The sequence below is a fragment of the Meiothermus hypogaeus genome, from assembly GCF_003574035.1.
In the GTDB taxonomy this organism is placed as follows: Bacteria; Deinococcota; Deinococci; order Deinococcales; family Thermaceae; genus Meiothermus; species Meiothermus hypogaeus.
In genome coordinates this window covers 13,552-38,525 of sequence record NZ_QWKY01000014.1, presented here as the reverse complement: position 1 = coordinate 38,525, position 24,974 = coordinate 13,552, and the positions used below count along the sequence as shown (strand labels likewise).

The 24,974-nt window shown below is 59.9% G+C and carries 23 protein-coding genes and 1 tRNA gene; 10 read left to right on the top strand and 14 right to left on the bottom strand.

The window, feature by feature from the left end; all coding sequences use genetic code 11:
* Positions 1-28: 28 nt before the first annotated feature.
* The 4 genes from Mhypo_RS05515 to Mhypo_RS05500 all read right to left on the bottom strand — a co-directional run bounded on the left by Mhypo_RS05515 (position 29) and on the right by Mhypo_RS05500 (position 4,806).
* Positions 29-856 (bottom strand): ABC transporter permease, encoded by an 828-nt coding sequence (locus Mhypo_RS05515; protein ID WP_119340303.1) that lies wholly within the window; start codon positions 854-856, stop codon positions 29-31.
* Positions 857-934: 78 nt separating this feature from the next.
* Complete coding sequence (locus Mhypo_RS05510; RefSeq protein ID WP_240637128.1) at positions 935-1,762, bottom strand: ABC transporter ATP-binding protein; 828 nt, start codon at positions 1,760-1,762, stop codon at positions 935-937.
* 248 nt (positions 1,763-2,010) lie between these two features.
* Positions 2,011-3,147, bottom strand: a complete 1,137-nt coding sequence (locus tag Mhypo_RS05505) for an NAD(P)/FAD-dependent oxidoreductase (RefSeq protein WP_119340301.1) — start codon at positions 3,145-3,147, stop codon at positions 2,011-2,013.
* 66 nt (positions 3,148-3,213) lie between these two features.
* Positions 3,214-4,806, bottom strand: a complete 1,593-nt coding sequence (locus Mhypo_RS05500; RefSeq protein ID WP_119340300.1) for a Na/Pi cotransporter family protein — start codon at positions 4,804-4,806, stop codon at positions 3,214-3,216.
* Positions 4,807-5,184: 378 nt separating this feature from the next.
* Between Mhypo_RS05500 and Mhypo_RS05495 the strand changes: the two genes are divergently transcribed.
* The 4 genes from Mhypo_RS05495 to Mhypo_RS05480 all read left to right on the top strand — a co-directional run bounded on the left by Mhypo_RS05495 (position 5,185) and on the right by Mhypo_RS05480 (position 11,714).
* Positions 5,185-6,213, top strand: coding sequence for an ABC transporter substrate-binding protein (locus Mhypo_RS05495; protein WP_119340299.1), 1,029 nt, complete (start codon positions 5,185-5,187; stop codon positions 6,211-6,213).
* A gap of 165 nt (positions 6,214-6,378) precedes the next feature.
* Positions 6,379-8,601 carry an ABC transporter permease gene (locus tag Mhypo_RS05490; protein ID WP_119340298.1) on the top strand — a complete coding sequence of 741 codons (2,223 nt, stop codon included), beginning with the start codon at positions 6,379-6,381 and terminating at the stop codon, positions 8,599-8,601.
* A gap of 7 nt (positions 8,602-8,608) precedes the next feature.
* Entirely contained in the window at positions 8,609-9,679 is a 1,071-nt protein-coding gene (locus Mhypo_RS05485; protein ID WP_119340297.1) for an ABC transporter ATP-binding protein, read from the top strand.
* Positions 9,680-10,004: 325 nt separating this feature from the next.
* Positions 10,005-11,714, top strand: coding sequence for a S8 family peptidase (locus tag Mhypo_RS05480; RefSeq protein WP_240637127.1), 1,710 nt, complete (start codon positions 10,005-10,007; stop codon positions 11,712-11,714).
* Positions 11,715-11,936: 222 nt separating this feature from the next.
* Here the strand turns inward: Mhypo_RS05480 and frr are convergent, their stop codons facing one another.
* The 4 genes from frr to rpsB all read right to left on the bottom strand — a co-directional run bounded on the left by frr (position 11,937) and on the right by rpsB (position 14,828).
* On the bottom strand, positions 11,937-12,497 hold the full coding sequence (gene frr / locus Mhypo_RS05475; protein WP_170148220.1) for a ribosome recycling factor: 561 nt from the start codon (positions 12,495-12,497) through the stop codon (positions 11,937-11,939).
* A 93-nt stretch (positions 12,498-12,590) separates the two neighbouring features.
* Positions 12,591-13,295 carry a UMP kinase gene (gene pyrH, locus Mhypo_RS05470; protein WP_119340321.1) on the bottom strand — a complete coding sequence of 235 codons (705 nt, stop codon included), beginning with the start codon at positions 13,293-13,295 and terminating at the stop codon, positions 12,591-12,593.
* A gap of 104 nt (positions 13,296-13,399) precedes the next feature.
* Positions 13,400-13,990 carry a translation elongation factor Ts gene (gene tsf / locus Mhypo_RS05465; RefSeq protein ID WP_119340295.1) on the bottom strand — a complete coding sequence of 197 codons (591 nt, stop codon included), beginning with the start codon at positions 13,988-13,990 and terminating at the stop codon, positions 13,400-13,402.
* Between the two features lie 91 nt (positions 13,991-14,081).
* On the bottom strand, positions 14,082-14,828 hold the full coding sequence (rpsB, locus tag Mhypo_RS05460; RefSeq protein ID WP_119340294.1) for a 30S ribosomal protein S2: 747 nt from the start codon (positions 14,826-14,828) through the stop codon (positions 14,082-14,084).
* A gap of 179 nt (positions 14,829-15,007) precedes the next feature.
* Between rpsB and Mhypo_RS05455 the strand changes: the two genes are divergently transcribed.
* Positions 15,008-15,082, top strand: a tRNA-Ala gene (locus Mhypo_RS05455).
* 241 nt (positions 15,083-15,323) lie between these two features.
* A complete protein-coding gene (locus Mhypo_RS05450; protein WP_119340293.1) occupies positions 15,324-16,427 on the top strand; it encodes an NAD(P)/FAD-dependent oxidoreductase in 1,104 nt (367 codons plus the stop codon).
* On the opposite strand, the gene Mhypo_RS05445 is transcribed toward Mhypo_RS05450, so the two are convergent.
* On the bottom strand, positions 16,419-18,392 hold the full coding sequence (locus Mhypo_RS05445) for a diguanylate cyclase domain-containing protein (protein WP_147075292.1): 1,974 nt from the start codon (positions 18,390-18,392) through the stop codon (positions 16,419-16,421). The genes Mhypo_RS05450 and Mhypo_RS05445 overlap by 9 nt on opposite strands.
* 301 nt (positions 18,393-18,693) lie before the next feature.
* On the opposite strand from Mhypo_RS05445, the gene rpsF reads away from it, so the two are divergent.
* The 4 genes from rpsF (at position 18,694) to rplI (ending at position 20,752) form a co-directional block, all read left to right on the top strand.
* Positions 18,694-19,008 (top strand): 30S ribosomal protein S6, encoded by a 315-nt coding sequence (gene rpsF, locus Mhypo_RS05440; protein ID WP_119340291.1) that lies wholly within the window; start codon positions 18,694-18,696, stop codon positions 19,006-19,008.
* A 149-nt stretch (positions 19,009-19,157) separates the two neighbouring features.
* Positions 19,158-19,994: a single-stranded DNA-binding protein gene (locus Mhypo_RS18725; protein ID WP_119340290.1), complete on the top strand. Its 837-nt coding sequence runs from the start codon at positions 19,158-19,160 to the stop codon at positions 19,992-19,994.
* 68 nt (positions 19,995-20,062) lie between these two features.
* Positions 20,063-20,290 (top strand): 30S ribosomal protein S18, encoded by a 228-nt coding sequence (gene rpsR / locus Mhypo_RS05430; RefSeq protein ID WP_119340320.1) that lies wholly within the window; start codon positions 20,063-20,065, stop codon positions 20,288-20,290.
* A 12-nt stretch (positions 20,291-20,302) separates the two neighbouring features.
* Positions 20,303-20,752 (top strand): 50S ribosomal protein L9, encoded by a 450-nt coding sequence (rplI, locus tag Mhypo_RS05425; RefSeq protein ID WP_119340289.1) that lies wholly within the window; start codon positions 20,303-20,305, stop codon positions 20,750-20,752.
* A 743-nt stretch (positions 20,753-21,495) separates the two neighbouring features.
* On the opposite strand, the gene Mhypo_RS05420 is transcribed toward rplI, so the two are convergent.
* From Mhypo_RS05420 to lipB, 5 genes are all read right to left on the bottom strand, one after another.
* Positions 21,496-22,137, bottom strand: coding sequence for an MOSC domain-containing protein (locus Mhypo_RS05420; protein WP_119340288.1), 642 nt, complete (start codon positions 22,135-22,137; stop codon positions 21,496-21,498).
* 162 nt (positions 22,138-22,299) lie between these two features.
* Positions 22,300-22,686, bottom strand: coding sequence for a RidA family protein (locus Mhypo_RS05415; RefSeq protein ID WP_119340287.1), 387 nt, complete (start codon positions 22,684-22,686; stop codon positions 22,300-22,302).
* 43 nt (positions 22,687-22,729) lie between these two features.
* Complete coding sequence (locus Mhypo_RS05410) at positions 22,730-23,125, bottom strand: DUF3054 domain-containing protein (RefSeq protein WP_119340286.1); 396 nt, start codon at positions 23,123-23,125, stop codon at positions 22,730-22,732.
* A 36-nt stretch (positions 23,126-23,161) separates the two neighbouring features.
* Entirely contained in the window at positions 23,162-24,136 is a 975-nt protein-coding gene (gene lipA, locus Mhypo_RS05405; protein WP_119340285.1) for a lipoyl synthase, read from the bottom strand.
* On the bottom strand, positions 24,133-24,840 hold the full coding sequence (lipB, locus tag Mhypo_RS05400) for a lipoyl(octanoyl) transferase LipB (RefSeq protein ID WP_119340284.1): 708 nt from the start codon (positions 24,838-24,840) through the stop codon (positions 24,133-24,135). The genes lipA and lipB overlap by 4 nt, the downstream gene beginning before the upstream one ends.
* Between the last annotated feature and the right edge of the window lie 134 nt (positions 24,841-24,974).

Sequence of the window (24,974 nt, the reverse complement as noted above, 5' to 3'; positions counted from 1 at the left end):
ACCAGGCAATCCCCTCGCAAAAACCGGCTTAGCCGGTTCGCTTGAGCTTGCCAGTGCGTTTGGCCCACATCTCGGCGGTATGAAACACCCAAAGGCCCAGCGGAATGAGCACTACCCCCATCAAGAGCAAAACCCCCAGCTCGGGCAGAACCGTAGAGAGCGGTGCCCCCACCAGTTTATCCGGGGTGGAGTCGGGGTGGTTGATGCCCATCAGCTTGCGGCAGGCCTCGAGGGCGTAGGTCGCGGGGCTCAGGTAGGCCAGGGGTTGCACCCAGGAAGGCAGCACACTCACCGGGTAGTAGATACCCGAAACCAGCAGCAAGATGCCCTGGAAGATGTTGGTGGCCTGGGCGCCGTTTTCCGGCGACATCACCGGCAGAATGGCAGCCATCAGGCCCAGGCCCATAAAGGCCAGGCTGGCTACCAGCAAGACCACCAGCACGCCCAGCAGGTTGGCCCCGTTCACCGAGACCTGGATAAAAAGCACCAGCCCCACCAGAATCACGATGGTGCGAAACACGCTGAAGATGATGGCGAAGAGTGAGACCCCCGAGAGGTGAATGAGCCTCGAGACCGGGGCCATAAAGGTGTACTCGAGGGTACCCTCCCAGCGCTCGTAGCTGATGGAGTTGGCAATCTCGTTGTACATGGCCGACAAAAACGACCACAACAGCACCCCCAAAAGCAGCGTGAGGGTCAGGCGGAAGTCGTCCTGGGCCTTGCCGATCAGGGCAATGGTGGCCGAGTTGACGATGGCATAAAACACAAACACCGCCACCCAGCTCATGTAGCGCCGGGTCAGGTGCCAGTCGCGGAAGACAAAAGCCCACATGGGGCGCAGGTATCGTTCAAGCATGGTGGTTCCCTTCGATTGCGCGAATAGCCACTAGCGGATAGCTCATAGCTAAACACTTTTTTTGCCATCGGCTATTCGCTATAGACTATCGGCTTCTTCATCCAGTTCCTCGCCGGTCAGGGCGATGAAGGCTTCTTCCAGGTCGGGTGTACCCGCCCGGCGCTTGAGTTCTTCGGCGGTGCCCTCAGCCACCAGCCGCCCGTGGGCCAGGAAGCCTATGCGGTGGGCAAGCCGCTCGGCCTCGGCCATGTCGTGGGTGGTGAGCAGGATGGTGGTGCCTTCGCGAGCGCGGAGGTCTTCCAGGAAGGCCTGTACGTCGCGGCGGCTCTTGGGGTCGAGGCCGGTGGTGGGCTCGTCCAGGAGCAGGAGCGGTGGGTTGATGAGGAGGGCCCGGGCGATGGAAATCTTCTGCTGCATTCCCCGGCTCATTTCCTCGATGGGGTCGCTGAAGCGGCGGGACTCGAGCCCGAGCTGCTCAAGAATCTGCATAGCCCGTTTTTCAGCCTGGCGGGGCTCGAGGCCATATAACTGCGCCGCATAAAGCAGATTTTCCCGGGGTGATAGCTTCTTGTAGAAGGCCGCGTCCACGCTCACCCGGCCCATCTTGCGGCGCAGTCTGGTCTCATCTTCTGGCAGCTGGTAGCCCAGCATCCGCACCGTGCCGCCATCGGCGGTAAGCAGAGTAGAGAGGATGCGTATCAGGGTGGACTTACCCGAGCCGTTGGGGCCCAGAAGGCCATAGGTTTCCCCCTCCTGCACGTAAAAAGAAACCCCCTTGAGGGCCCATTCTTCCTTAATAGGGCCCCGCAGTCCGTCGCGTTTGCGAAAGACTTTTTTTAGATTGGAAACCTCGATGGCGAGTTGGGTTTGGGTGGTATTCAGGGTTAGCATAGTCGGTTGAACCATAAACAAGTTTCAGGGCTTAGGGTCGCATGGATTGGCCAAGTATTTGCATTACCCCTCCAAACAAATCGGCGGCCCGGAGGCCGCCGTTATAAACGCTTTTGGCGTTATGAATGCGGGTCGGGTTGGGGTCAGCGCCTCAGGCGCGGAACCAGGTCATGAGAACAATACGGTCATTCATGGCTCACCTACCAAAGCCAAGTGTACGCGCAAGCCGTGCGGGTTGGCAAGGGCTCTTAGCGCAGAGACTTTCAGACGATGTTTTTCTCCGCCAGCTTTCGGGTCAGGGCAAAACGCTCGTAGCGAAGTGGGTTGATGTCCAGGCTATGCGCCCGTCCATCGGCAATTTCCTCGGCCATCAGTCGGCCTACCATGGCGGCCTGCTGCACGCCGTGACCGGAGAAGCCGCAGGCATTGACCCAGCCCTCCGCCCCCGGCATCCGGCCCAGAATGGGGTTATGATCGGGGGTAACCTCGTAGTAGCCCCACCAACTGGCTTTTTGATCGAGCTGGAGCCGCTCCAGCCAGGGAAAGCGCGCCAGGCCGACTGCCAGGGTGGGCTCGAGCCAGCTCCAGTCCATGCCCTCCTGGAAGCCCACATCCTCGAGGTTGCTGCGGCCAAAAATCAGCCGGTCGTGCTCGGGGCGGAACCAGAAACCGCTCGAGAGGTCTATGGTCAGGGGATGCCAATTGGGGTACGGAATAGGAGCTGTACAGAAAACCATACGCCGTGCCGGTTCCACAGGGATAGACAACCCCGCCCGTCGCCCCACCTCACCCGCCCAGGCACCGGCCGCATTGAGCACAAACGAGGTCTGGAAGGAACCCCTGGAGGTCTCGACCCTCCACTCAAGGCCCACCGGCTCTGCAGCCAGGAACTCGGTTTCGGTATATACCTTCGCACCGAGCGTTCGGGCACGGCGCAGATACTCCATGCAGATACCATGCGGGTCTACGATGCCGTCGGCAGGGCCAAAGGTTGCCCCCAGGATGGGCTCCAGGCCCTCCGCCGTGGGTAGAAAGTCGAACCACTCCTGGGCCCCCTCCAGGCCCCGCACCTCCACTGGCACGCCCAGGCTTTGCTGCAGCTCTACGCCCTTCAGGTGTGATTCCCACAGGCTATCCGGCACCAAAAACAGATAACCGATGGGCCGGTAGGCCGCCTCGGGCATGGCCCGGTACTCCTGAATAGAGTGCCAGGAGAGCAGGATGTTGGTAGTCTCGGTAAACTGTACCCGCACCCCTGCTGCACTTTTGCCTGTGGAGCCCACCGCTGGTGTGGGGGCCTGCTCGAGCAACCCCACCTTCAAACCCCGCTCGGCCAAACGATACGCACAGGCCGCTCCGATAATCCCCGCACCCACAATCAGCACGTCGTAGCGAATCATTGGGCCTACTTTAGCGCAACGGGCGGTTTTACGCCAAAAAGCGAGGGGGGCAGCGCATGGCGTGGGCTAAGCGCTTGCCAAGGGACGGTGCAAGTCCAGGGAAAGCGAGGCCAGGCGGGTGATGCCCTGGTCTAGCTCATCCAGCACGATCAACAGATCGAGGTGCGCGAGGGTAGTAGCCCGGCTTTCGATACGACCTTTTTCAAGGCGTCGCAGGTGGGAGCGGCGTAGCTCGGTCAGAAGGCTTTCTAGGTGCATACGCTCGGCAATGACCTGCGATGCCAGGGCCTCGTTGCGGGTGGCCAGGGCTGCCAGGGAGAGGCGCAACCGCTCCAGCACTTTCCCGGCGGCGTCGGCCAGCTCGGTGCGGCCCTCCTCGGAGAACTCGAGGTTCTGGGCGTAGAGCTTGTCCTGCTTGCGTAACATCCGCCGCACCTGATCGCCCATGTGCTCAATCTCGCTGGCCGCCATCATGAGCATCAAGGGCGAGTCGCCAGGGTGTCGGGCCGAAAGGTCGCTCAGATAGAGCACAATTGCACGGGCCAACTGGTCTACCTTTTCCTCGCGCCGGGCCACGTCGGCAGCATCGCCATTGCCACGGGCCAGGATTTTCACTGTCTCGGTGAGCATCTCCGAGAGCTGGTCGCCAATGCGGCCTACCTCGCGCAAAGCCAGGCTGGAGGCCAGCTCGCGCGACTTCAGGGCCTCCTCGGAGATGTACTTGGGGCTGATGTGGTACTCCGTATCGGGGATCACCCGGCGCATGAGGCGCTCGAGGGGGCGCACCAGCAGCAAGACCAGGAGTGAGGCCAGCACGTGATAAAGCAGATGCCCCTGGGCCACCGCCGCCGAGGGGCCAAGTCCCACCTGCTGGGCTAGCTCGCTGCTGAAGCGGGTAAAGGCCGGTAGAAACAGCATAAATGGAATGGAAAGCAGGATCTTCCAGCCCAGGTGGGCGGTGGCAATTCGGCGGGCAGTGGGCGTGTTATTCCAGGTTGACAGGAGCAGAATCATCCCCGACCCGGCGCCACCCCCCAGGGTCAGCAGCAGGGCTGCAGAAAGGCTCAGGGCACTCGAGGTCGCCAGAGCCAGGGCCAGGGCCGCCACCGCATTGGCCGAACCCAGTAGCGAGGCTAGGGCAAAACCCAGCAACCACAATCCAAGCGGCGAAGATTCCAGATTTTCACGAATCAAGCCAAAAAGTTCGGACTCGGTGATGGGCAAAAGCCCCTGTACCATCAGGGAAATACCCAAGAGCAGCATCCCCAGCCCTAAAACCACTTCGCCCCAGACCTGGGTTCGCTTGTACAACGAGACCAGAAAACCCAGTCCCACGATGGGCAGGGCCATCGCGTTGATGGGGGTCGCGGCCAAAAGCAGGGCCACCGTAGCCCCCCCTTTGGCCGCCAGACCCAGCACCAACGCCGAGCCAAAGCTGGCGATGCCCGACTCGGCCAGCCCAATGGCGGTCAGACTCAGGGCAGTACTGTTAAGGGTCAGGGCACCCACCAGGGTTCCGGCCAGCCAGGCCCGCCTCGAGCGCGCCGTAGCCCAGGTCAAGACCCGCCGGGCAGGCCCGCCCACCACCACCGCCAGGGCCTGGGAAAGGAACGATAGACCCTTCACCAACAACGCCAGACCACCCAGGGCTTCTAACACTTGACGTTCCCCTGACCATTCAATCTGCTGGAAGTATAGGCCCAATAACCCCTAAAGTCTAGCAATTTCGACCCCTGGGTGGGTCAAAATTGTACGGGTTGGCCCAGGCTGGCTACAAGTTCGTTAGCCCCCACTCATTTGCTGAATAGCTACTTTCTTGACTCTGTTTTCGATCCCGGAACCACCTATCCATTAGCGGTTGACCCTGTGTTGGCGATTTTTTGCTTTGGGCCTTCGGCTATGGGCTTTCGGCTTATGGCAAGCTGCTAGAAACAACCCAGTACCCAGTTCATGCAACTGTCCCAATCTGTCGTGTGGGGCACTTGAATCTTGACATTTTTCTAGCAAGCCGTATGATTCAGCCGAGGAGGCTCAAATATGGCTATGTGGAAGCGGAATGTCCGCTGGTGGTTTTTTGCGGCTCTTGTCCTGACCATGAGTACGGGCTTGGCTCAGCAGCGGGTTGTCAACGTAATATGTAGCGTCACCCAGAACTGGTGCGAGGCCCTGGGCCCGGCCTTCAAGCAGGCCACCGGCATCGACGTGCGAATCGTTAGTGTCTCCACCAACGAGGCCCTGGCCCGCCTGCGGGCCGAGCAAGCCAACCCCACCTTCGATGTATGGTTCGGCGGCACGGGCGACCCCCACTACGAAGCCTTCAAGGATGCCATAACCGAGTGGTACCGGGTTAAGGCCTACAACGACCTTTCGCCCACCATGAAGGCGGCCATCGGCACCACCTACATCCCGCTCTACCAGGGAATTCTGGGCTTTGGCATCAACCCCAAGGTGCTACAAGACCGGGGCGCACCCATCCCACGTTGCTGGAAAGATCTGGCCAACCCGGCGTACCGCGGTCTGATTCAGGTTTCCAACCCCAACACCTCTGGCACGGCCTATACCCTGATCGCCACCTTGGTCCAAATCTTTGGCGAGGAAGAAGCCTTCAACCTGATGCGCAGCTACCACCGCAACGTGGCCGAGTACACCCGTTCGGGTGTGGCTCCGCGCATTGCCCTGGGCCGGGGTGAGATTGGCATCGGGATTCAGTTCATGCACGACCTGGTGGAGTTCAAGAAACAAGGTTTCCCCATCGAGATTGTGGCCCCTTGCGAGGGCACCGGCTACGAGATTGGCGGTCTGAGCCTGGTTCGTGGGGCTAAGAACAAAGCCAACGGACAAGCTTTCATGGACTGGGCGGTCTCACCTGCGGGTCAGCAGGTCGGCTTTCGGGCTGGCATCTTCTCGTTGCCTTCCAACACCAAGACCCCTCTGATTGAGGGCATTCCCAACCCCAAGGACTTCAAGTTGATCAACTACGATGCCAAGAAATACGGCGACCCCGACCTGCGCACCCGGCTGATTACCAGGTGGACCCGGGAAGTCTTCCCGCTGCCCCGGCGCTGAGCCACTTGATAGTCAGGAACATGCTTCAGACAGCATAACCCTTTGTTGGAAGCACGGTAGCCAATCCTCTAAGTGGGGTTTGGCGGTAAAAAGGCAAAAGATAAAAGATGTGGAACTCGAGCCGATTCCACGAGTAGGCTCGAGTTCTTGATGAGGGGGGCCCGCATGGCGGTGATTGGAAAAACGAGTCTCAAGGGCATTGCCAGTGGACGCTCACCGGCCTGGATGGCAGGCTTGGTCGCTCTGGTAAGCCTGCTGGTGCTGCCCTGGGGGCGCACCGACCGCAGTTTGCTCGAGTTCGATAGCAAGCTCCTGGTGTTGAACCAAGCACCCTGGCTGGGTGGGGTACTGCTGGCGGTGGTGGCAGTGCTGACCCTATCGAGCCTGCTGCATCTGCCCCTGGTACAGCGCGGCTACGCCCTGGTGGGGCTGGGAGGGGCGGGGTTCCTGGTTGGGGTGGGCTGGCTGGTCTCCACCTCGGTGCCATTCGGGGTGGGCGCACTTCTTGTGTTGACTGCCCTGCTGGTGATGGTGGGTATCGGATTGAGCGAGTCGGGCATCATCCAAAACGACCCCTTCGTGACCAGCAGCATCCTGGTATGTTCGCTGTTCGTGCTGCTGTTCATCGCTTACCCGCTCTTTACCGTGCTGCGTGAGTCGGTGCTGGTCAAGGGGGTCTTCACCCTGAACAAGATTCAAAGCGTTCTCACCTCGCCCCTCTTCATCAGTATTGAAAACCCCTACACCGACCACTCCGAACAACTGCTGGTGAACCTGACCACCCTGGGGTTGGGGCTCCTGGGGGCCGGGTTGGCGGCACGCGGGGGTCTGCGTGGGCCTCGAGTCCTGACCGGACTGGGCGTGGGTTTGGTGCTGGGCTGGATTATCGGGGCGGGAATTTTTGGCGGCGGGGCTTTCCCCACCAGTCTTTACCTGGCGCTGATCGTGGCTCCCATCACCACTGCCCTGGGGCTGGTGTTTGCGCTCCTGGAGCAGCGCTCGAGGGCGGTCTGGGTACGGCGAAGCCTGGGGGTGGTAAGCTTGCTGCCCCTGATTACCCCCCCGTTTGTGTTTGCTTTTGCCCTCATCTACTGGCTTGGGCGCAGCGGAATCATCACCAGCGACCTGTTGGGGCTCAAGACCAGCTTTCTGTTTGGCATCAACGGGGTGGCCATTGCGCAGGTCTTCGCCTTCACACCGGTAGCTTTTTTGATTCTGCGTGGTTCGGTGCAGGGGCTTAACCCGGCCCTCGAGGAGGCCTCAACCACCCTGCGGGCCCACCCCTGGCAAACCTTCCGCGACATTACCTGGCCCTTGCTGCGCCCTGGCCTGGCTGCGGCCTTCTTGCTCACCATCATCGAGTCGCTGGCCGACTTCGGCAACCCCATGCTGCTGGGCGGCGACCGCAACTTCCTGTCTACCGAGGTGTTCCTGGCCCTGACCGGGCGTTATGACCCCAACGAGGCCGCCGTTTACGGCGCCGTGCTCTTGTGCCTGGTGCTCGTCATATTTGGCTTGCAGCGGCTTTGGCTGGGCAACACCTCGTTCGTCACGGTCACCGGCAAGCCAGGGGCGGGCAACTTCTCACCCTTGCCGGTCTGGCTCGAGCGCACCCTGCAAACCATCCTGGCCCTGTGGGGGCTGGCGGTGGTGCTGCTGTACTTCTCCATTTTCTTTGGCTCTTTTGTGCAGATCTGGGGCATCAACAACAGCTTTACCTTCAAGCACTACGTCGACCTGACCAACCTGGGCTTGCCGGTGCTGCTCAAGACCGCCCAACTGGCCTTTATCAGCGCCATCATTGCTACCCTGGTGGGTTTTTTGATTGCTTATCTGGTCTCGAGGCAGCAGTTCTGGGGACGGGGGCTGTTGGAGGTCGGTTCGATGCTCTCCTTTGCCACCCCCGGCACGGTGATGGGGGTGGCCTACATCCTGGCCTTCAACACCGGCCCCTGGCTCCTCACCGGCACCGGCATCATCATCGTGCTGGCGCTGGTCTTTCGCAACATGCCGGCGGCAGTGCGGGGGGTTATTTCGGGGCTTTCGCAGATAGACAAGAGCCTCGAGGAGGCCTCCACCCTGCTGCGGGCCCCTTCCAGTACCACATTGCGCCGAGTCTTGATCCCTCTGCTTATACCGCAACTTCTGGCTGGGCTGGTATTTGCGTTTGTCCGCGGCATGACCGCCATAAGCCAGATTATCTTCCTGATTAGCCCTGGAAACGCCCTGGCTACGGTGCTCATGCTGCGCTGGATAGAACAGGGCGATCTGGGTCGGGGCGCAGCCATGGCCACGGTGATGATTCTAGGGCTGCTCACGGTCATTTTAATTCTGTTTGCCGTCTCGCGGCGGCTGGGACGCGGCACCTCCCTGGAAGCCGCAGTATGAGGTCACTATGCAACAAACGGTATCGGCAACCCACACCGGAAAGCAACAAGCGGTATCGGTCAAGCTCGAGGGCATCGTTAAGAAATTTGGCAAGGTCACGGCGGTCGAAAAAGTAGACCTGGAGCTACCGGCAGGCAAGCTCATCACCCTGCTGGGCCCTTCGGGCTGTGGCAAAACCACCATCCTGCGCATGGTTGCGGGCCTCGAGCGCCCCACCGAGGGACGGATTTTATTTGGCGGGGAGGACGTAACCCGGCTACCGGCCTATCTGCGCGACATCACCATGATGTTTCAGAGCTACGCCCTTTTTCCCCACATGAATGTGTATCAGAACATTGCCTATGGCCTCGAGGTGACCCGCCGCCCCAAGCAGGAAATCCGCGAACGGGTAGCCGAGGTGGTGCAACAGGTGGGCCTGACCGGCCTGGAGGAACGCCCGGTAGCTGCGCTTTCGGGGGGGCAGCAGCAGCGCGTGGCCCTGGCCCGCTCACTGGTGATGCAGCCGCGGGTACTGCTCTTCGACGAACCGCTCTCGAACCTCGATGCCAAACTGCGCAAAAGGGTTCGCGAGGAAATCCGCGATCTGCAACAGGAGCTGGGCATTACCTCACTCTACGTAACCCACGACCAGGAAGAGGCCATGGCCATCTCCGACCTGGTGGTGCTGATGAACAAAGGGGTCATCGAACAGCAGGGTGACCCACGCACCCTCTACACCAGGCCCGTTAGCCGCTTCGCCGCCGACTTCATCGGGCGGGCTAATTTCTTCGAAGGGCACTACAGCGCCGGACACATTCAGGTGGCGGGCTACCAGCAGCCTTACCAGCAAGAAGGCATCTCGGGTAAAGTGACCGTCATGGTGCGTCCCGAGGCCCTAAAGGTACACCTGAGCGGCGATGGCCTGGACGGCACCATACACCATGTCTCCTTCCTGGGTTCCTCCACCGAATTTAGCGTGGATACCCCGGTGGGGCGTCTCGAGGGGGTGGTGGCCGGCGACGCCCCAGAGCTCCCGGGTCGCGGCGAGAGGGTCAAGGTTCAGTTCGCGCCACAGGGAACATTCTTGCTGCCTGCCTAAGTCCATAGCTATACAGACACGTATACACTTCCACGGTTTCCATCTGTGGTTACCCCTAACTTTTTCCCCTTTTCCCTACGGCCTGGGGAGGGTTGGGGTAGTACTGAGCAAGGCCCGGAATAATGCGCTGTGCTGGGGCGCTTCTCAGCGACTCCAATGTCCCTGACTTTTGACCTGCGACAGGGGATTGGCCTGTGGAGCAAACTCTTCGGCTCGAGCGTTTCGAATATTGGCGGGCCCACCTTAAGCAACGCTCAACCCCAATCCCAAGATTTCTTTAGATTTCGCTCAATCAGGGCCACGGGCCGCCGCCTAGCCTGTAGCCATGATGCTCCGCTTTCTACTCGCCCTGTTGTGGCTCATCTCGCTGGCACCTTTTTCCCTGGCCCAATCGCGCACGGTGGAAGTAATTGTTGAACTTGATGGGCCGCAACTACCCCGCGGGCAGGCCCGGGCCGAACTGATGCGATTGCTCAAGGCCCACCTCGGTCAGATGCAGGGCCGCCTCAAAATTAAGGCTGCCGGAGGGTTCTGGGCCAGCCAGAGCTTTCTGGTGCGTGTACCTGAGTCGCAGGTAGAGCGCCTGATGCAGATGCCGGGCGTGCGACGGGTCTACACCAACCGGGCAGTTCGGATGACCCAGCCGGTGGCTTCGGCCCTCTCGGCTCCGGTAAACAGCGGTAGCAACTGGGCTTTACAGCACATCGGGGCACCCGGTCTGTGGGCCAGCGGTCTGCGCGGTCAGGGGATTCGCATTGGACACCTGGATACCGGCGTGGATGCCTCCCACCCGGATTTGCGCGGCAAAGTTGCAGCCTTTGCGGTGGTCAGCCCCGATGGCACCCCCCGCCCCAGTGAGCCCTACGACTCCTCCCTTCACGGAACCCATACCGCCGGGCTTTTGGTGGGCAATAATGTCGGGGTAGCCCCCGAGGCCCGCCTGGTTTCGGCACTGGTGCTGCCCGATGGCTATGGCACCCTGGCGCAGGTATTGGGTGGGCTGGACTGGGTGCTCGAGCAAAACGTGCAGGTGGTCTCGATGTCGCTGGGTATGGAAGGCACCTGGACAGAGTTTGCTGCCGCCATCGAACGCATGAAACAGATGGGGGTGCTGCCGGTCTTTGCGATAGGAAACTCGGGTAGCAGCACTGCCTCGCCGGGCAACATGCCCGATGTGCTCGGCATTGGGGCCACGAACCCGTCCAACCAGGTCGCGGGCTTCAGCAGCCGGGGCGAGGTGCGCTGGGGCGCGCCCTACAATGTGGTGCTGAATAAACCCGACCTGGTCGCCCCCGGCGTGGATGTGCTCTCCACCATTCCCGGCGGGCGTTACATGGCCATGAGCGGCACTTCGGTGAGTACTGCCATTGCTGCCGGCAGCGCTGCCTTACTCATGTCGGGTGGCTTCAAGGCCGAGCAAGTGCGGCAGGCTCTGCTCAGCTCGGCACAAAACCTCCAGGTTGCTGGCAGTGGCCGGGGGCTCATTCGCCTGGGAGAAGCACTGGCTATACTGCGCCCCAAGCAACCCGACAACGCGCAAGCTACTCAACCCAGCCCACCTTCCCCCCCACCGGCCCCGCAACCTCCCCAGACCAGCCAACCCCAGCCTGGGCAGCCCTCTGCCAGCAACCCACAGCCAGGGGAAAAAACCGCGCTGCTAATCGTCGAGACCACCGGTGCAGATGGGGCCAGGCGGGCCCTGGATAGCCTGGGCTTTCGCACCGAGGTGATGCAGATCAAACCCGAGCAGCGGCCCGGAGCCGACAAGGTAGACGATTTCGCACTGGTTATCTGGGTCTTGCCCGCTAACTGGAGCGACAACTGGCCCGAGCCCCACCGCAAAATGCTTCGGGCGTATGTGGAGCAGGGCGGGCGGCTGATGCTTATTAGCAACAACCAGGGACAGCGCCCAGTGGCCGAGTCCAGCGCTTACGGCAAGGGCAAGGCGAGCTTCGTGAGTGGCGACCTGGGTAGCCTGAGCGTGGAGCGGCGCGCGCAGGTTTTCCAGGGCATCATCCAGCAGTTGATGCGCTAAGTTGCCCTCAGGTGGGCTCAAAAGACGGTACTCTGTGGTGGGGAATGTACCCCGCACAGCAAACCCCGCCGTAACGGGTATTTGTGAGTGCTGCTCTAAGAATAACCAGGGCCAGGGTCGAACGCGCCTGGCCGTTGGGGCCTTTGCTGCATCATGAAGAGACTCGTCCCTGACCCCGAGATTGTTCTTGGACGTAAGGCCAGCTAAAAGGCGCAGAGCGCTCTAGCCACCCAGGATTTCTTGCTCCTTCTTGTGCAAAGCCTCGTCAATCTTGTGGATAAAATCGTCGGTGATCTTCTGGATTTCGGCCTCGGCGCGCTTGATGTCGTCTTCGGAGAGGTGTTTTTCCTTCTCCATCTTCTTGGCTTTGTCGAGGGCTTCGCGCCGGGCGTTACGAACAGCAATTTTAGCTTCTTCGGCGTAGTGTTTGACTGCTTTGACCAGATCTTTGCGACGCTCTTCGGTCAGGGCTGGAATGTTGATGAAAAGGGCATCGCCCTTGTTGGTGGGGTTTAGGCCCAGATCGGAGTCGCGGATAGCTTTCTCGATTTCTTTGAGCATGCCCGGATCCCAGGATTGCACCACCAGAGTGCGCGGATCGGGTGAGGAGACAGTACCCACCTGGTTCAGGGGCATGGCGGAGCCGTAGTATTCGACTTTGATGTTGTTCAGAATGGCGGGATTGGCCCTTCCGGTTCGCATGGTGGCCAGGTGGTGCTCGAGGGCTTCCAACGATTTCTGCATGTGATTCTTGGCTTCGGCGTAGAGGTCTTTGAGCATGATTGCCTCCTTAATCCTGGATAGCTTACCCCTAAATTGCTCAAAGGTTGCGGGGCAGCGGGCCTGTAGGCTGTGGTACTTGACCTTCCCGTAGCCCTAGCTATGCACCAGGGTGCCCACACGTTCCCCTTTGATAATTTTCTCCAGATTGCCCTCCGTAAACATATCAAAAACCACGATGGGCATATTTTGCTCCTGACACAAGGCCATGGCGGTAGCATCCATCACCTGCAAGCCTTCTACCAGGGCCTGGTGGTAGGTGAGATCGTCGTACTTGATTGCAGCGGGGTTTTTGCGTGGGTCGTCGCTGTACACCCCATCCACCTTGTTTTTGGCCATCAATACTGCGTCCACGTTCATTTCCAGGCCACGCAGAGCCGCAGCGGTGTCGGTGGTCACGTAGGGGTTGCCGGTGCCGCCACCAAAGATCACCACCCGGCCCTTTTCCAGGTGCCGTATGGCCCGGCGGCGAATGTAGGGTTCGGCGACTTGCTGGATGGTCAGGGCCGTTTGAACGCGGGTGGGTACGCCGATGAACTCGAGGGCATCCTGCAAGGCCAGGGCATTCATGATGGTGGCTAGCATGCCAATATAGTCTGCGCTGGCCCGATCCATGCCCACGCCCTGCCGCGCACCCCGCCAGAAATTTCCCCCACCCACCACAATTGCAACCTGCACGCCAAGCCGATGGGCCTTCGCCACTTCATGCGCTAGTGCCTTGGTGGCTTCAGGCTGGATACCAAAGCCATTGCCGCTCATAAATTCACCCGATAGTTTGAGCAGAACACGCTTGTATTTCATCTGGCCCCCTTCGCCGCTATTCATATTTTTTTGAATGTTTTACGAGCAAGCCAAAAAGTAAAGGGCCGAAAGCCTCTGGACTCTCGACCCTTGCAAAGCATCCATCACGCTCCGACTTCGAATCGGGCAAAGCGTTTGACCTGAATATTTTCGCCTATCTTGGCAACGGCTGCCTTGATGAGTTCGCCCACCTTGACCTTCTCGTCCTTTACAAAAGGTTGCTCCAGAAGAACCGTCTCTTCGTAGAACTTCTTAAGACGGCCTTCGGCGGCTTTCTCGGCGATGTTTTGCGGCTTTCCTTCGTTGAGGAGCTGCTGGATATAGATGGCCTTTTCCTTTTCGAGGTCTTCTTGCGAAACCTCCTCGACGCTCACGTAGCGGGGGTTGGCCATGGCGATGTGCATGGCGATGTCCTTGGCCAGACGCTGGAACTCCTCGTTGCGGGCCACGAAGTCGGTCTCGGAGTTGAGCTCGACCATCACCCCCACGCGCAGATTGTGGTGAATGTACGAGCCAATAATGCCCTCGCGGGCCTCGCGGTCGGCTTTCTTGGCGGCCTTGAGGGCACCGCGCTCGCGCAGCAGCGTGGTGGCCTTTTCCATGTCCCAGCCGGCATCTTCCAGAGCCTTCTTGACGTCGGACATGCCAGCGCCGGTTTGTTCGCGTAGTTTCTTGATTTGCTCAAGTTGTGTCATCGGTTTCACCTCTGGAGGCTTCTGGGCTCAGGATTCCGGGCTCTGGGTATAGCTATTGCCCTGGGCCTGGAACCCTTGACCCGAGCCTGGTTTATGCTTCTGCTGCTTCGGGTGTGGCGTCCACATCGGTACTGGTAGCGGGAATTTCACGCCCACCACCACGGGCTTCGACGATCAGATCGGTCATGCGGCTCACGATGAGCTGAATCGAGCGAATGGCGTCGTCGTTACCGGGCACAATAAAGTCGCACACGTCGGGGTCGGAGTCAGTGTCGGCCAGGGCGATCACGGGAATACCCAGCTTGCGGGCTTCCTTGACTGCAATGGCCTCCTTGGTGGGATCAACTACAAAGATCGCGTCGGGCAGGCGACGCAGCTTGCGGAAGCCGCCCAGGTTCTTTTGCAGTCGCTCGAGCTCGTGTTGGAGCTTGACCTGCTCGGTCTTGACCCGCTCTTTGATGTCTTCCGAGGCGAAGAGGGCCTCGAGCTCGGTGAGGCGGTTGACCTGTGCGGTGATGGTGCGGAAGTTGGTGAGCATCCCACCCAGCCAGCGCTGATTGACATAGGGCATTCCGGCGCGGTCGGCTTCCTGCTGAATAATCTCCTGGGCTTGCTTCTTGGTGCCTACGTAAAGGATGGTGGCCCCCCGCATGGCCAGGTCTTGCACGTACTTGAAGGTGCGCTCGAGCTCGACCATGCTTTTTTGCAGGTCAATGATAAAAATGCCGTTACGCTCGGCGTAGATGTAGCGCTTCATCTTGGGATTCCAGCGCTTGGTCTCGTGGCCAAAGTGCACACCGGCCTCGAGCAGTTCCTTAATGCTTACGTTTGCAGCCATGTTTTCTCCTAACGGGACGGTTGGAGCGGGCGTTGATTTGTGCTGGCTGCGCTTTTGCCCTGGGTACCGTTCCCTAACCCCAGGCCGCGCTTGGCACACCCAAAAAAAAAGTATACCCGAGCAATACCCTTTACGGAAGCCCTGTTCGTTGCTATACTCCTTGGTGCTGTTTGGCCCCTGGGGGCGTAGCTCAGCGGGAGAGCAGGTCCTTTGCAAGGACAAGGTCGGGGGTTCAAATCCCTTCGCCTCCACCAGAAAAGCCGATAGTAAAAGCACGACGGTAGCCAGATTGCTCAGGAGCCGCAGATTCCTTACGGGATGCTGGTTCGTTCGGTATGGTCATTCAGATTCACCGTGCGATGCTTCTTTCCTGGCGTGTGGTCTTTCGGTCTTGGGTGATTTGCCATCCTCCCTTTGAGCTGCAAGAAGCTTCCTTGTTGGTGGAGTAGCGCTATCAGCTATTCGCTTCGGCTATTTGCGCCTTATGCTGGAGACGTGAACACCCCCGTTTGGGACGATGGAAACTGGCAGGCATTGCCCGGTCTGGAGGGTCAGCACGAGGCTGAAATATGCGTGATAGGGCTGGGGGGGTCGGGGCTTTCGGCCATGCTAGAACTTCTGCGGCTGGGCCGAAAGGTGATTGGACTCGATGCGGGCTCGGTGGCGGGGGGTGCGGCAGGCCGCAACGGGGGGTTTTTGCTGGCGGGCCTTGCCAGGTTTTACCACCAGACCGTATCCGATCACGGACGCGACCTTGCCCGGCGCCTTTACCAGGCCACCCTCGAGCAGATCGAACACATGAAAACCGAGACCCCCCAGGCCATCCGGCAGGTGGGTTCGCTGCGAATAGCCGCTTCGGCGGAAGAGCTCGAAGACTGCACATTGCATCTACAAGCCCTGCGGGCCGATGGCTTTCAAGCGGAGCCCTATGAAGGCCCGGAGGGGCGAGGGTTGTTGATTCCTAGCGACGGAGCCCTTAACCCCTTACTGCGTTGCCGAATGCTGGCTCGACAGGCTCTGGACAAAGGGGCCCGGCTCTTTGAAAACAGCCCGGCCTTGCTCATTAGGGGCCAGGAGGTACAAACCCCCCAGGGACGGGTTCTTTGTGAGCAGGTTCTGGTAGCGGTAGATGGCAGGCTCGAGCAATTGCTGCCTGAACTGAAAGGCCGGGTACGCACAGCCCGCTTGCAGATGCTGGCCACCGCCCCGGTGGATAGGCGTTATCCCCGACCGGTCTATCGGCGCTGGGGCTACGACTACTGGCAACAGCTGCCCGATGGGCGCATCGCCCTGGGTGGCATGCGCGACGCGGGAGGAGAAGCCGAATGGACCATGGAGGCAGCGCCCAGCGAGGCCGTGCAGGTCCGGCTGGAGCAACTGCTTCGGCAACTGGGTATTCAGGTCCCCATTACCCATCGCTGGGCCGCCTCGGTGGCCTATACCGCCACGGGCTTGCCCATTGCCGAGGAGGTACGGCCCGGCGTTTGGGCCATTGGCGCCTACAGCGGAACCGGGAATGTGGTGGGGGCCTTGCTGGGGCGCGAAATAGCCTGGGTTTTGAACGGGGGCCGGATGCCCGGGGCCGTCTGGCTAACTTGAGCTTTTGTCGACAGCCTGCCCCTTGGCCTTGTACATTTCGCGGTCGGCGTGGCGGTAGAGGGTGTCGGGGTCGCTGCCGTCACGGGGGTAGATGGCCAGGCCAATGGAAGCCGTAACCTCGAGGGCCCGGTTGCCAATGCGCACGCTGGCATTTACTTCCTGGGCGATTTTTTCGGCCAGGCGCTCGGCCATTTCGACCGAGGGGAGGTCGGCCAGGATGACCCCGAACTCGTCGCCGCCCAGGCGGGCTACCGAGTCGGTAGGCCGCACCGCGAGGCTGAGCTGGCGGGCGATGCTACGCAAGAGTTCGTCGCCGGTGGCGTGGCTGAAGGTATCGTTGACCTGTTTGAAGCTATCGAGGTCAATGTAAATCACCCCTACCAGGCGGTCTTTTTCCTGTGCTCTGCTCATGGCTTGCTGCAGGCGTTCCTGGTAGAGCATCCGGTTGGGCAGCCGGGTCAGGGCATCGTGGGTGGCCTGGTATTCCAGCTCCTCAATCAGCGCCTGCCGGTCTACCGCAATGGCAGCCAGGTCGGCGGTGGCGTGGATGGCCCGGCTATCGGGCTCGAGGATGGTGGGCCCGAGCACGCTCAGGGCGCCCAGTACCCCTTCCTTGGTGCGGATGGGCAGGGTTAGGCCGTACCGATACCCCGCTACCAGCAGGGCTCGCTGTACTTCGGCGGGGAGGTCTTTCTTCAGGTCAAGGTTATCCGTTTCGGAAGTTTCGCCCAGGGCGGTGTTGTGCCCAAAAGGGCCGATGGGGCTGGTTTGCAGGAAGCGTACTACCACCTCGGGCAGGCCGTGGCTGGCCACAGTGTTGAGATTTTCTCCTTTGGCAATCTGGATGGCGCAGCCTACCTCGGGGAGTTGTGAACTGAGCATCTCAACCGTGGCGCCAAGGATATCCTCGAGCTCGGTTCCCCGGGCAATCATCTCCAGGGCCAGGTTGCGGTCGCGCTCGAGGCGAACCGCCCGTTTGTGCTCGGTTACATCTACAATCAGGCCGCGCAAGCGCACCCCGCCGCCGGGTTCCTGCATGGCACTGACCCTATCCTGGAACCAGTGCATGCGCCCCTCCTTGTCGAAGGCGCGGTACTCGACCTCGGTGGTCTCGAGGGCCACCGACAGGCTACGCAAACGCTGCGAAACCATCTCGAAGTCCACCGGATAGAGCACCCTGGGCCACACACTTGCCTCGCGGGGGCCCAAAAAGCGCTCTACCGGATAGCCCAGCACCCGCTCGACCTGGCGGCTCACAAAGGTGAAGACCAGGGTATCTTTCTGGAATTCTGCCTCCCATACAATCCCGCCCAGCGAGTTGACCAGTTCCTGATACAGCGCACGCGACTGGCGGAGCTCCCACTCGGCCCGCTTGCGCTCGGCCAGCTCGCTGCGAAGCTGCTCAAAGAGCTGGGCATTCTCCAGCAGGGGAGCGGCGGCCCTCGAGGCCGCCATTACGATCTCAATTTCATCAAGGCTGAACTCCCTGGGCTCGTAACTGTCCAGTCCCAGGGTTCCCAGCACCCGGTCGCCGGCCAGAATGGGCACCAGCAGCATCGAGACCACGCCAAAGCGCTTGGCTACCTCGCGCCCGGCGCCCATGCGGGGGTCGTGCTGGGCGTCGGGCACCGAGACCGGCTTGCGTTCGCGCATGACTTCCAGGGTGATCTCGTTGCCCTCGAGTGAAATTCGGTCATGGGTGTTGCGGGCCTGACCTGCGCCAAATTCCGAAACGATGGTCAGGTAGCGCCCGTCCTCCGAGAGCCGGGCAAACCCTGCGTGCTGTACGCCTACCACGGCTGTGAGTTCGCTACAAATAACGTTCAGTACGGTTAGTGGGTCAAGAGGCGCCCCCGAAGTAGCCACAATTTGCTTGAGCATGGTGGCTTCTTTGAGCCGCCGATCCAGCTCTTTTTTGGATACGGAAGTGGAGGGAGAACGCTTTGTGGCTGACTTCTTTCGCATAAGAAACTTCTTGTTGGGTGCTTGCAACTCGTTTCATGATACCGAAAATCCCCTTGAGAAATAAGGCCCTGTTCGAGCCAGGGGCCATTATCTCATCGCAGGGGTGTCTTGAGATTTCGTGTTTAGGGGCTTAAAGAGGTGGGTTGCACGTGATGTCTGATGATTAATTGGCCCTACTGGCCTTCATCTGATATACTCTCACCTTGCGTGACCCGAAAGGGTCGCTAGATTGTGTTGTGCCCAGCTGTATTGTGCGTAAAGCTGCGCCAGCGGGTACGACCAAACCAGAAAGGAGGTGAATATGCCGCAGTACGAAGTCAATGTGATTCTCAACCCCAACCTCGACGGGGCTCAGGCGGCCCAGGAAAAAGACATCATTAAGGCTGCCCTCGAGCGCCACGGTGCCCAGATCAAAAACGTAGACGACTGGGGTAACCGCCGCCTGGCCTATCCCATCCAGAAAGACCCCGAAGGCAACGTGCTTTTCTACACCGTGGAAATGGCTGGGGATAGCAACGCCGCGCTGCAGCGTGAACTACGCTTGCGCGATCATGTACGTCGTGTGACCATCCTCCGCGACCGTCCCGAATGGCGAAACAGCAAGAAGAAGAAATAAGCTGTTTGGCCCAACCTGAGTTCTGAGGCCAGAGACCGTAACGGAACTCAAAGGCTATAAGCAAGTAGCCCAAAGCCAAAAGCTAAAGGCACGCTGCAAAATGCCGGATGTAGACTAGCAAAGACCAAAACGAAAAAGGACTGATTGATATGGCTCGAGGCCTCAACCGCGTTACCCTCGTAGGCACCCTGACCCAAGACCCCGAACTGCGCTACACTGCTGGTGGGCTGGCCGTGATGGAACTCAACCTGGCCGGCAACGATGTGGTTACCGATGAGCAGGGCCAGACCCGCGAACCTGCCTGGTATCACCGGGTTAAGCTGCTGGGTAAAAGTGCAGAGTTCTGGGGCGACACCCTGAAGGCGGGCATGGCGCTCTTTGTGGATGGCAAGCTCGAGTACCGCGCCTGGGAGCAGGACGGTCAGAAAAAGAGCAGCCTGGACATCCGCGCCGACCGCATGGAGATTGTGAGCCTGGAAGGCAAGCGGGGCCAGGTGACCGTTACCGATGCCCGTGGACAGGAGCGCCTCAAGGACGGCCTCAACCACGTGATGCTGGTGGGTAACCTGACCCGGGACCCCGAACTGCGCTACACCCCTCAGGGAACCGCCGTGACCCGTCTTTCGCTGGCCGTGAACGAAAAGTTCACCACCCGCCAGGGGGGCGAACAGGAAAAGGTGCACTATGTGGAAGCTCAGGCCTGGCGCGAGCTGGCCGAGTTTGCGGCAGAACTCAAAAAAGGAGACGGAGCGTTCCTAATCGGACGCTTGGTGAACGACTCCTGGACCGCTCAGGACGGCACAAGGCGATACACCACCCGTGTGGAGCTTTCCCGCCTCGAGCGACTTGCCCGTGGAACTGGACAAAGTACAGGTGGAAACAGTTCCCAAAGCGCTGCAACCGCAGCCAAAGGCCGTACGGGTAAGGTAGATATTGATGAAGGCTTGGAAGACGATTTCCCACCTGAGGAGGATTTACCGTTTTGAGCACCAAGAAGATGTCCAACCGGGGGCCCAAAGGCGACCGCCAAGACCGTGAACGGGGTGAGCGCGGTATGCGCCGTGGCCGCAAGCCCAAAGTAGCCGCAGCCGTGGGGGCTTTTGACCTCAACGATTTTAAGAACGTAGATATCCTCAGGCGTTTCCTGTCCGAGACCGGCAAGATTTTGCCTCGTCGCCGTACCGGACTCAACGCCAAGGATCAGCGCAAGCTGGCCCGCACCATCAAGCGGGCCCGCATGATGGGCTTGCTGCCCTTTACCGAGAAGCTGGTACGGAAATAGGGAGAGTGGAAGATGAAAGTGATTCTGCTTGAACCTATGGAGAACCTGGGGGATGTGGGGGCAGTGGTCAATGTGAAACCGGGCTATGCCCGCAACTACCTGCTGCCTCGGGGGATCGCTACCCTGGCCACCGAGAGCAACCTCAAGACCCTGGAAGCCAAAATTCGTGCCCAGGCCAAAAAGGCCGCCGAGCGCAAGGCCGAGGCCGAGCGCCTGAGGGAGCTCTTGGAACCCATCACCCTGACCCTCAAGGTCAAGGCCGGTGACCAGAAGATTTACGGCTCGGTTACCAGCCGCGAAATTGCCGCCGCCCTCGAGGCCCAGCACCAGATCACCATTGACCCCAAGAAGCTGGCCCTGGAAAAACCCATCAAAGACCTAGGCGACTATGCCCTGGCCTACAAGCCCCACCCCGAAGTCCCCATGACCCTCAAGGTCTCGGTGGTGGCCGACAAGGCATAATACCGGATTCAAAAAGACAGTTTACAAAACCAAAGACTCCATAAGTTGTCTTTTTGAGTCCTAGAGCGTTCCTTTGGTCGGGTTGATTCGTCATCGTTCGGTAACAAATCAACCTAATCTGGTATAAATTGCCCAGAGCCAAGAGCTGAAAGCAAGTGATGTTCACATGCCGCCCGAGGGGCGGCATTTTTTTGTCGAATCGTAAAAATACACCAGGGTGAGACGAGCGCTAGCATAATATGGGAGGCGAGGGGGTGGCCATTGGGCCATAGCCGCTATGCGACTAACCTGGGTTTGCTATCCCCAATACCTCGAATCCAACCGCAGACTGCCCTATACTGATTTCAAAAGGGAACCTCTGCGGTTTTCGCTTTTAGCAAACTGCCCTTTTGAATCCGGTATAAGAATCCTTTGTCCTGGACAGAACATTGGCCGCCTCGATAAGTGGCCACGTCTGTGAAGACTGCGATAAGTTGCTGGAGCTGGCAAAATCTGGCGGTTTCCGAGAATATGGATTTTGGTTTTTTACGCTAGTGGATGAATGTTCTGGTAGCCGGTCGGAATGTCTGTGCAGGGATTCATATTGTAATCGCGTTTCCCACAAACACTCCACATGCGATGCGGAGTGTTTTACCCATCGCGCTTCCCACCAATACGAGGCACACGGTGCGTCGTATTGTAGTCGGTACGGCAAAAACCGCCGTCCCGACTATTCGTGGGAGGCCGCTCTAACTCGAGCCAGGTCAAAGCGCTTCAATTGATTTTAGCCGCTCGGCATAAACAGCTCGGGCTCGTTCTGCCAGCGGGGCGGTCAGGATCCAGCGAAGCCGGGCAGCATCGGGGGTTTTGTCGTACCAGAGGTCAAAGACCTCCAGCAGCGTTGCGTTTTGGGCTGGGGCTGCTATTTTTTCGATGGATTGACCGTGCCGGACTTGGCCCTCCTCGAGCACCCGGGCATAAAACCCCGGACGAGCTGCCTGCCGAAATTTCTTGACGAAGTTGGGGTCGCCCATGCGGGCGGCCAGCGTGGCGCAGGGAATGCGGGGGGCGGAAACCTCTAGCAAAACCGGGCCGACCCGGAACCGGTCGCCAATACGCACCGGCCCCTGGCCGTAACTTGAGAAGGTCAGGTTCTCGCCAAAAGTGCCGGGCTCGAGGGCCTGGCCCAACTTTTCCATCCACCAGTCGTAATCCTCCGCGCTGTACACATACACGGCCTGGTCGGGGCCGCCGTGGTGTTCCTGGTCGGCTACATGGTCGCCGGATAGTCCCAAAGTGGATACTTGCGCGGTCTCGATCGGGTTTTTATAAATACCGGTGGTGGTGGTTTGCTGGGCAATTTGTAAAAGTTCTGGCCGACCCAGATTGATGGAAAGCAAGCGCATGGTACACACTCTACACGTTCAAAGCAGCCCGATGTCCGACACACGTTGCGCTGGCAGTTGATTGCAAAAAGCCCACGGCAGTGAATTAGACTGCCTTTGGCGCTTGCCCCTGACGCTTGATAGGCCTGAAACCCACAACACAGGAGCGTCTAGACCATATCTTCACGGTACGATGGCATCTGCCTCGATCTCCACCAACATTTCGGGCTCAACCAGGCGACTCACCTCGAGCATGGTGGAGGCCGGGCGAATCTGAGCGAAGAACTCCCCGTGGGCGCGGCCCACTTCCCGCCAGTCGCGCTCGATATTGACCACATAAATGCGGGTACGTACCACGTGCTCGAGGCTACCCCCAGCTTTTTTCAAGGCAGTCTCGATGTTGCGCAGAATCTGCACGGTCTGGGTGTAAGGGTCGTTTGGCCCGACCAGTTGCCCACCGGCATCGGTAGCGGTTGTGCCCGCCACGTGAATGTATGGCCCGACCCGTACAGCGCGGCTGTAACCCACCACCCCTTCGTAAGGCGAGGTGCCTGAAATATTGATTCGCATGGCTTTAGTGTAGCGACTGGCAAGCAAGCTCCGATACTCGAGGTTAGGCTCGAGCTTGTTGGCGGCGAAGCAGCAAGATAGCCAACGCCCGCCAGGCCAGCAACAGAACCAGGGTTGCCCCCAGTGCGACCGTCCAAAAGACCAGGTAGCCTGTATCGAAAGATTTTTGCAGCACCATGAAGCGCAGCCAGACCCCGGTGCTGACCGCAATGGCCCAGGTGTAGAGCAGGTTTTGCCAGGTAGGCCGGGTGTAGGTTCGCAGAAACGGTGCAACTAGCCACCAGACCAACAGTATGGGCAGTGCGTTGCGGACGATGCCGGAAAGGCTTACGGGCTCGCCGTGGCTTTGCAGGCCGATGATGGCAAAAAGCGCGATACAAACTGCATCGCCCCAGGCCAGCAGGCGAGCTGTTTTGCGGGTTTTTACGGTGATGGACATACCTGGGAATGAGTCAGGGGGAAGGCACCCTCCCGCCTACTCGGCCTTCACGGCCTCAAAAAACACCTTTTCGGCCCGGTAGGAGCTGCGTACCAGGGGGCCGCTGAAGACCTCCATAAAGCCCTCTTCGTAACCCCAGTCGCGGTACATGGCAAACTCCTCCGGGGTCACGTAGCGCTCGACCGGCAGGTGGTGCTGGGTGGGGCGCAGATACTGCCCGAAGGTCACTATGTCTACTCCTGCTGCCCGCAGGTCGCGCATGGCCTGGCGAATCTCCTCGTCGCTTTCGCCCAACCCCAGCATCAGACTGGACTTGGTGAGCACCTCGGGGCGCACCTTTTTGGCGTGCTCCAGCACCCGCAGGGTCTGATCATAGCCGGCCCGGGGGTCGCGAACCTTGGGGGTCAAGCGGCGGACGGTCTCGAGGTTGTTGGCAAAAACATCCTGCCCTCCCTGCAACACCGTCTCCACATCGGCCAGGTTGCCCTGAAAATCTGGGGTAAGGGTCTCGACCTTGACCGAGGCATCGAGCCGCTTGATCTGGCGCACCACTTCGGCAAAGTGCGAGGCCCCGCCGTCGGGCAGGTCGTCGCGGTCTACCGAGGTGAGCACCACGTACTTGAGGCCCATCTCGGCTACGGCCTGGGCTACGTGTAGGGGCTCTAAGGGATCTACCCAGCCCTTGGGGTTGCCGGTGTCTACTGCGCAAAACTTGCAGGCCCGGGTACACACACTGCCCAGCACCATGATGGTCATGGTGCCGTGGCCCCAGCACTCACCGATGTTGGGGCACATGGCCTCCTGGCAGACCGTGCTGAGGCGCAGGCGTTTGGTGAGCTCCTTGAGACGCTGGTAGTTGGGCCCGGTGGGCACGGTGGCGCGGAGCCAGGCAGGCTTGTTGCGGTCTACAGGCTCCGGGCGCTCCTGGGCGATGCCGTTGGGTATGACCTTGAGTTCTATCAGGCCGCCGTGCTGGAAATCCTCGAGCTGAACGGTTTTGAGTTTGCTCATGCCGGTTCCTTTAGCGTGTCGGGCAGGGCAGGCGGATGGTCGAAGCTTGTAAACACTTGTGCAAAGGCCACTACCACCCGCTCCATTACTTCACTCATGCTAACCTCTCGGCCCAGGATTTTTTGGAGCGAGGTTACACCCTTATCCTTGAGGCCGCAGGGCACAATCAGGTTGAAATCGTCCAGATGGGTGTTCACATTCAAAGCAAAGCCGTGCAGGGCCACATCCTGCTTGACCGCTACTCCAAAAGCGCAAAGCTTTTCTTCGATATCGGGCCAGCTCGCTATGGGCGCGGGTTTGCGAATCCAGACTCCGGCGTAGCCCGGTGTGGCGTAGGTCTCGATGCCGTATGTGCCGGCGACCCGCACGATGACCTGCTCGAGCTGCCGTAAAAATCCCCGTACCTGACGCCCCACGGGAAAGATGGGGTAGCCCACCAGCTGGCCCGGGCCGTGGTAGGTCACGTCGCCCCCGCGCTCGATGCTAAAAAGCTCGATCCCCTGCGCCCGGTACTGCGACTCGCTCAAAAGCAGGTTCTCCGGTTTGGCCGCCCGGCCTAAGGTGATGGTGCGCGGGTGCTCCAGCAGCAGCAGGGTGGGCTTGCGTTGCCCACCGGCCACCTCGGCATGCACTTTTTTTTGATACGCCCAGGCTTCGGCATAGGGTACGAGCCCGAGTTTTTCCACCTCGAAGGCGGTGCTCATACCCCTAAAGCATACTCCTGGCTCGTCCATTGCACAGGAACGAAGTCACAGAGGGTTGAGTGAGCCGGTACGTGTCGGGTGCATATTGATTGTGGCTTGGAGCAGTACTCGACAATGCTGCCTGCAGCTGGCTT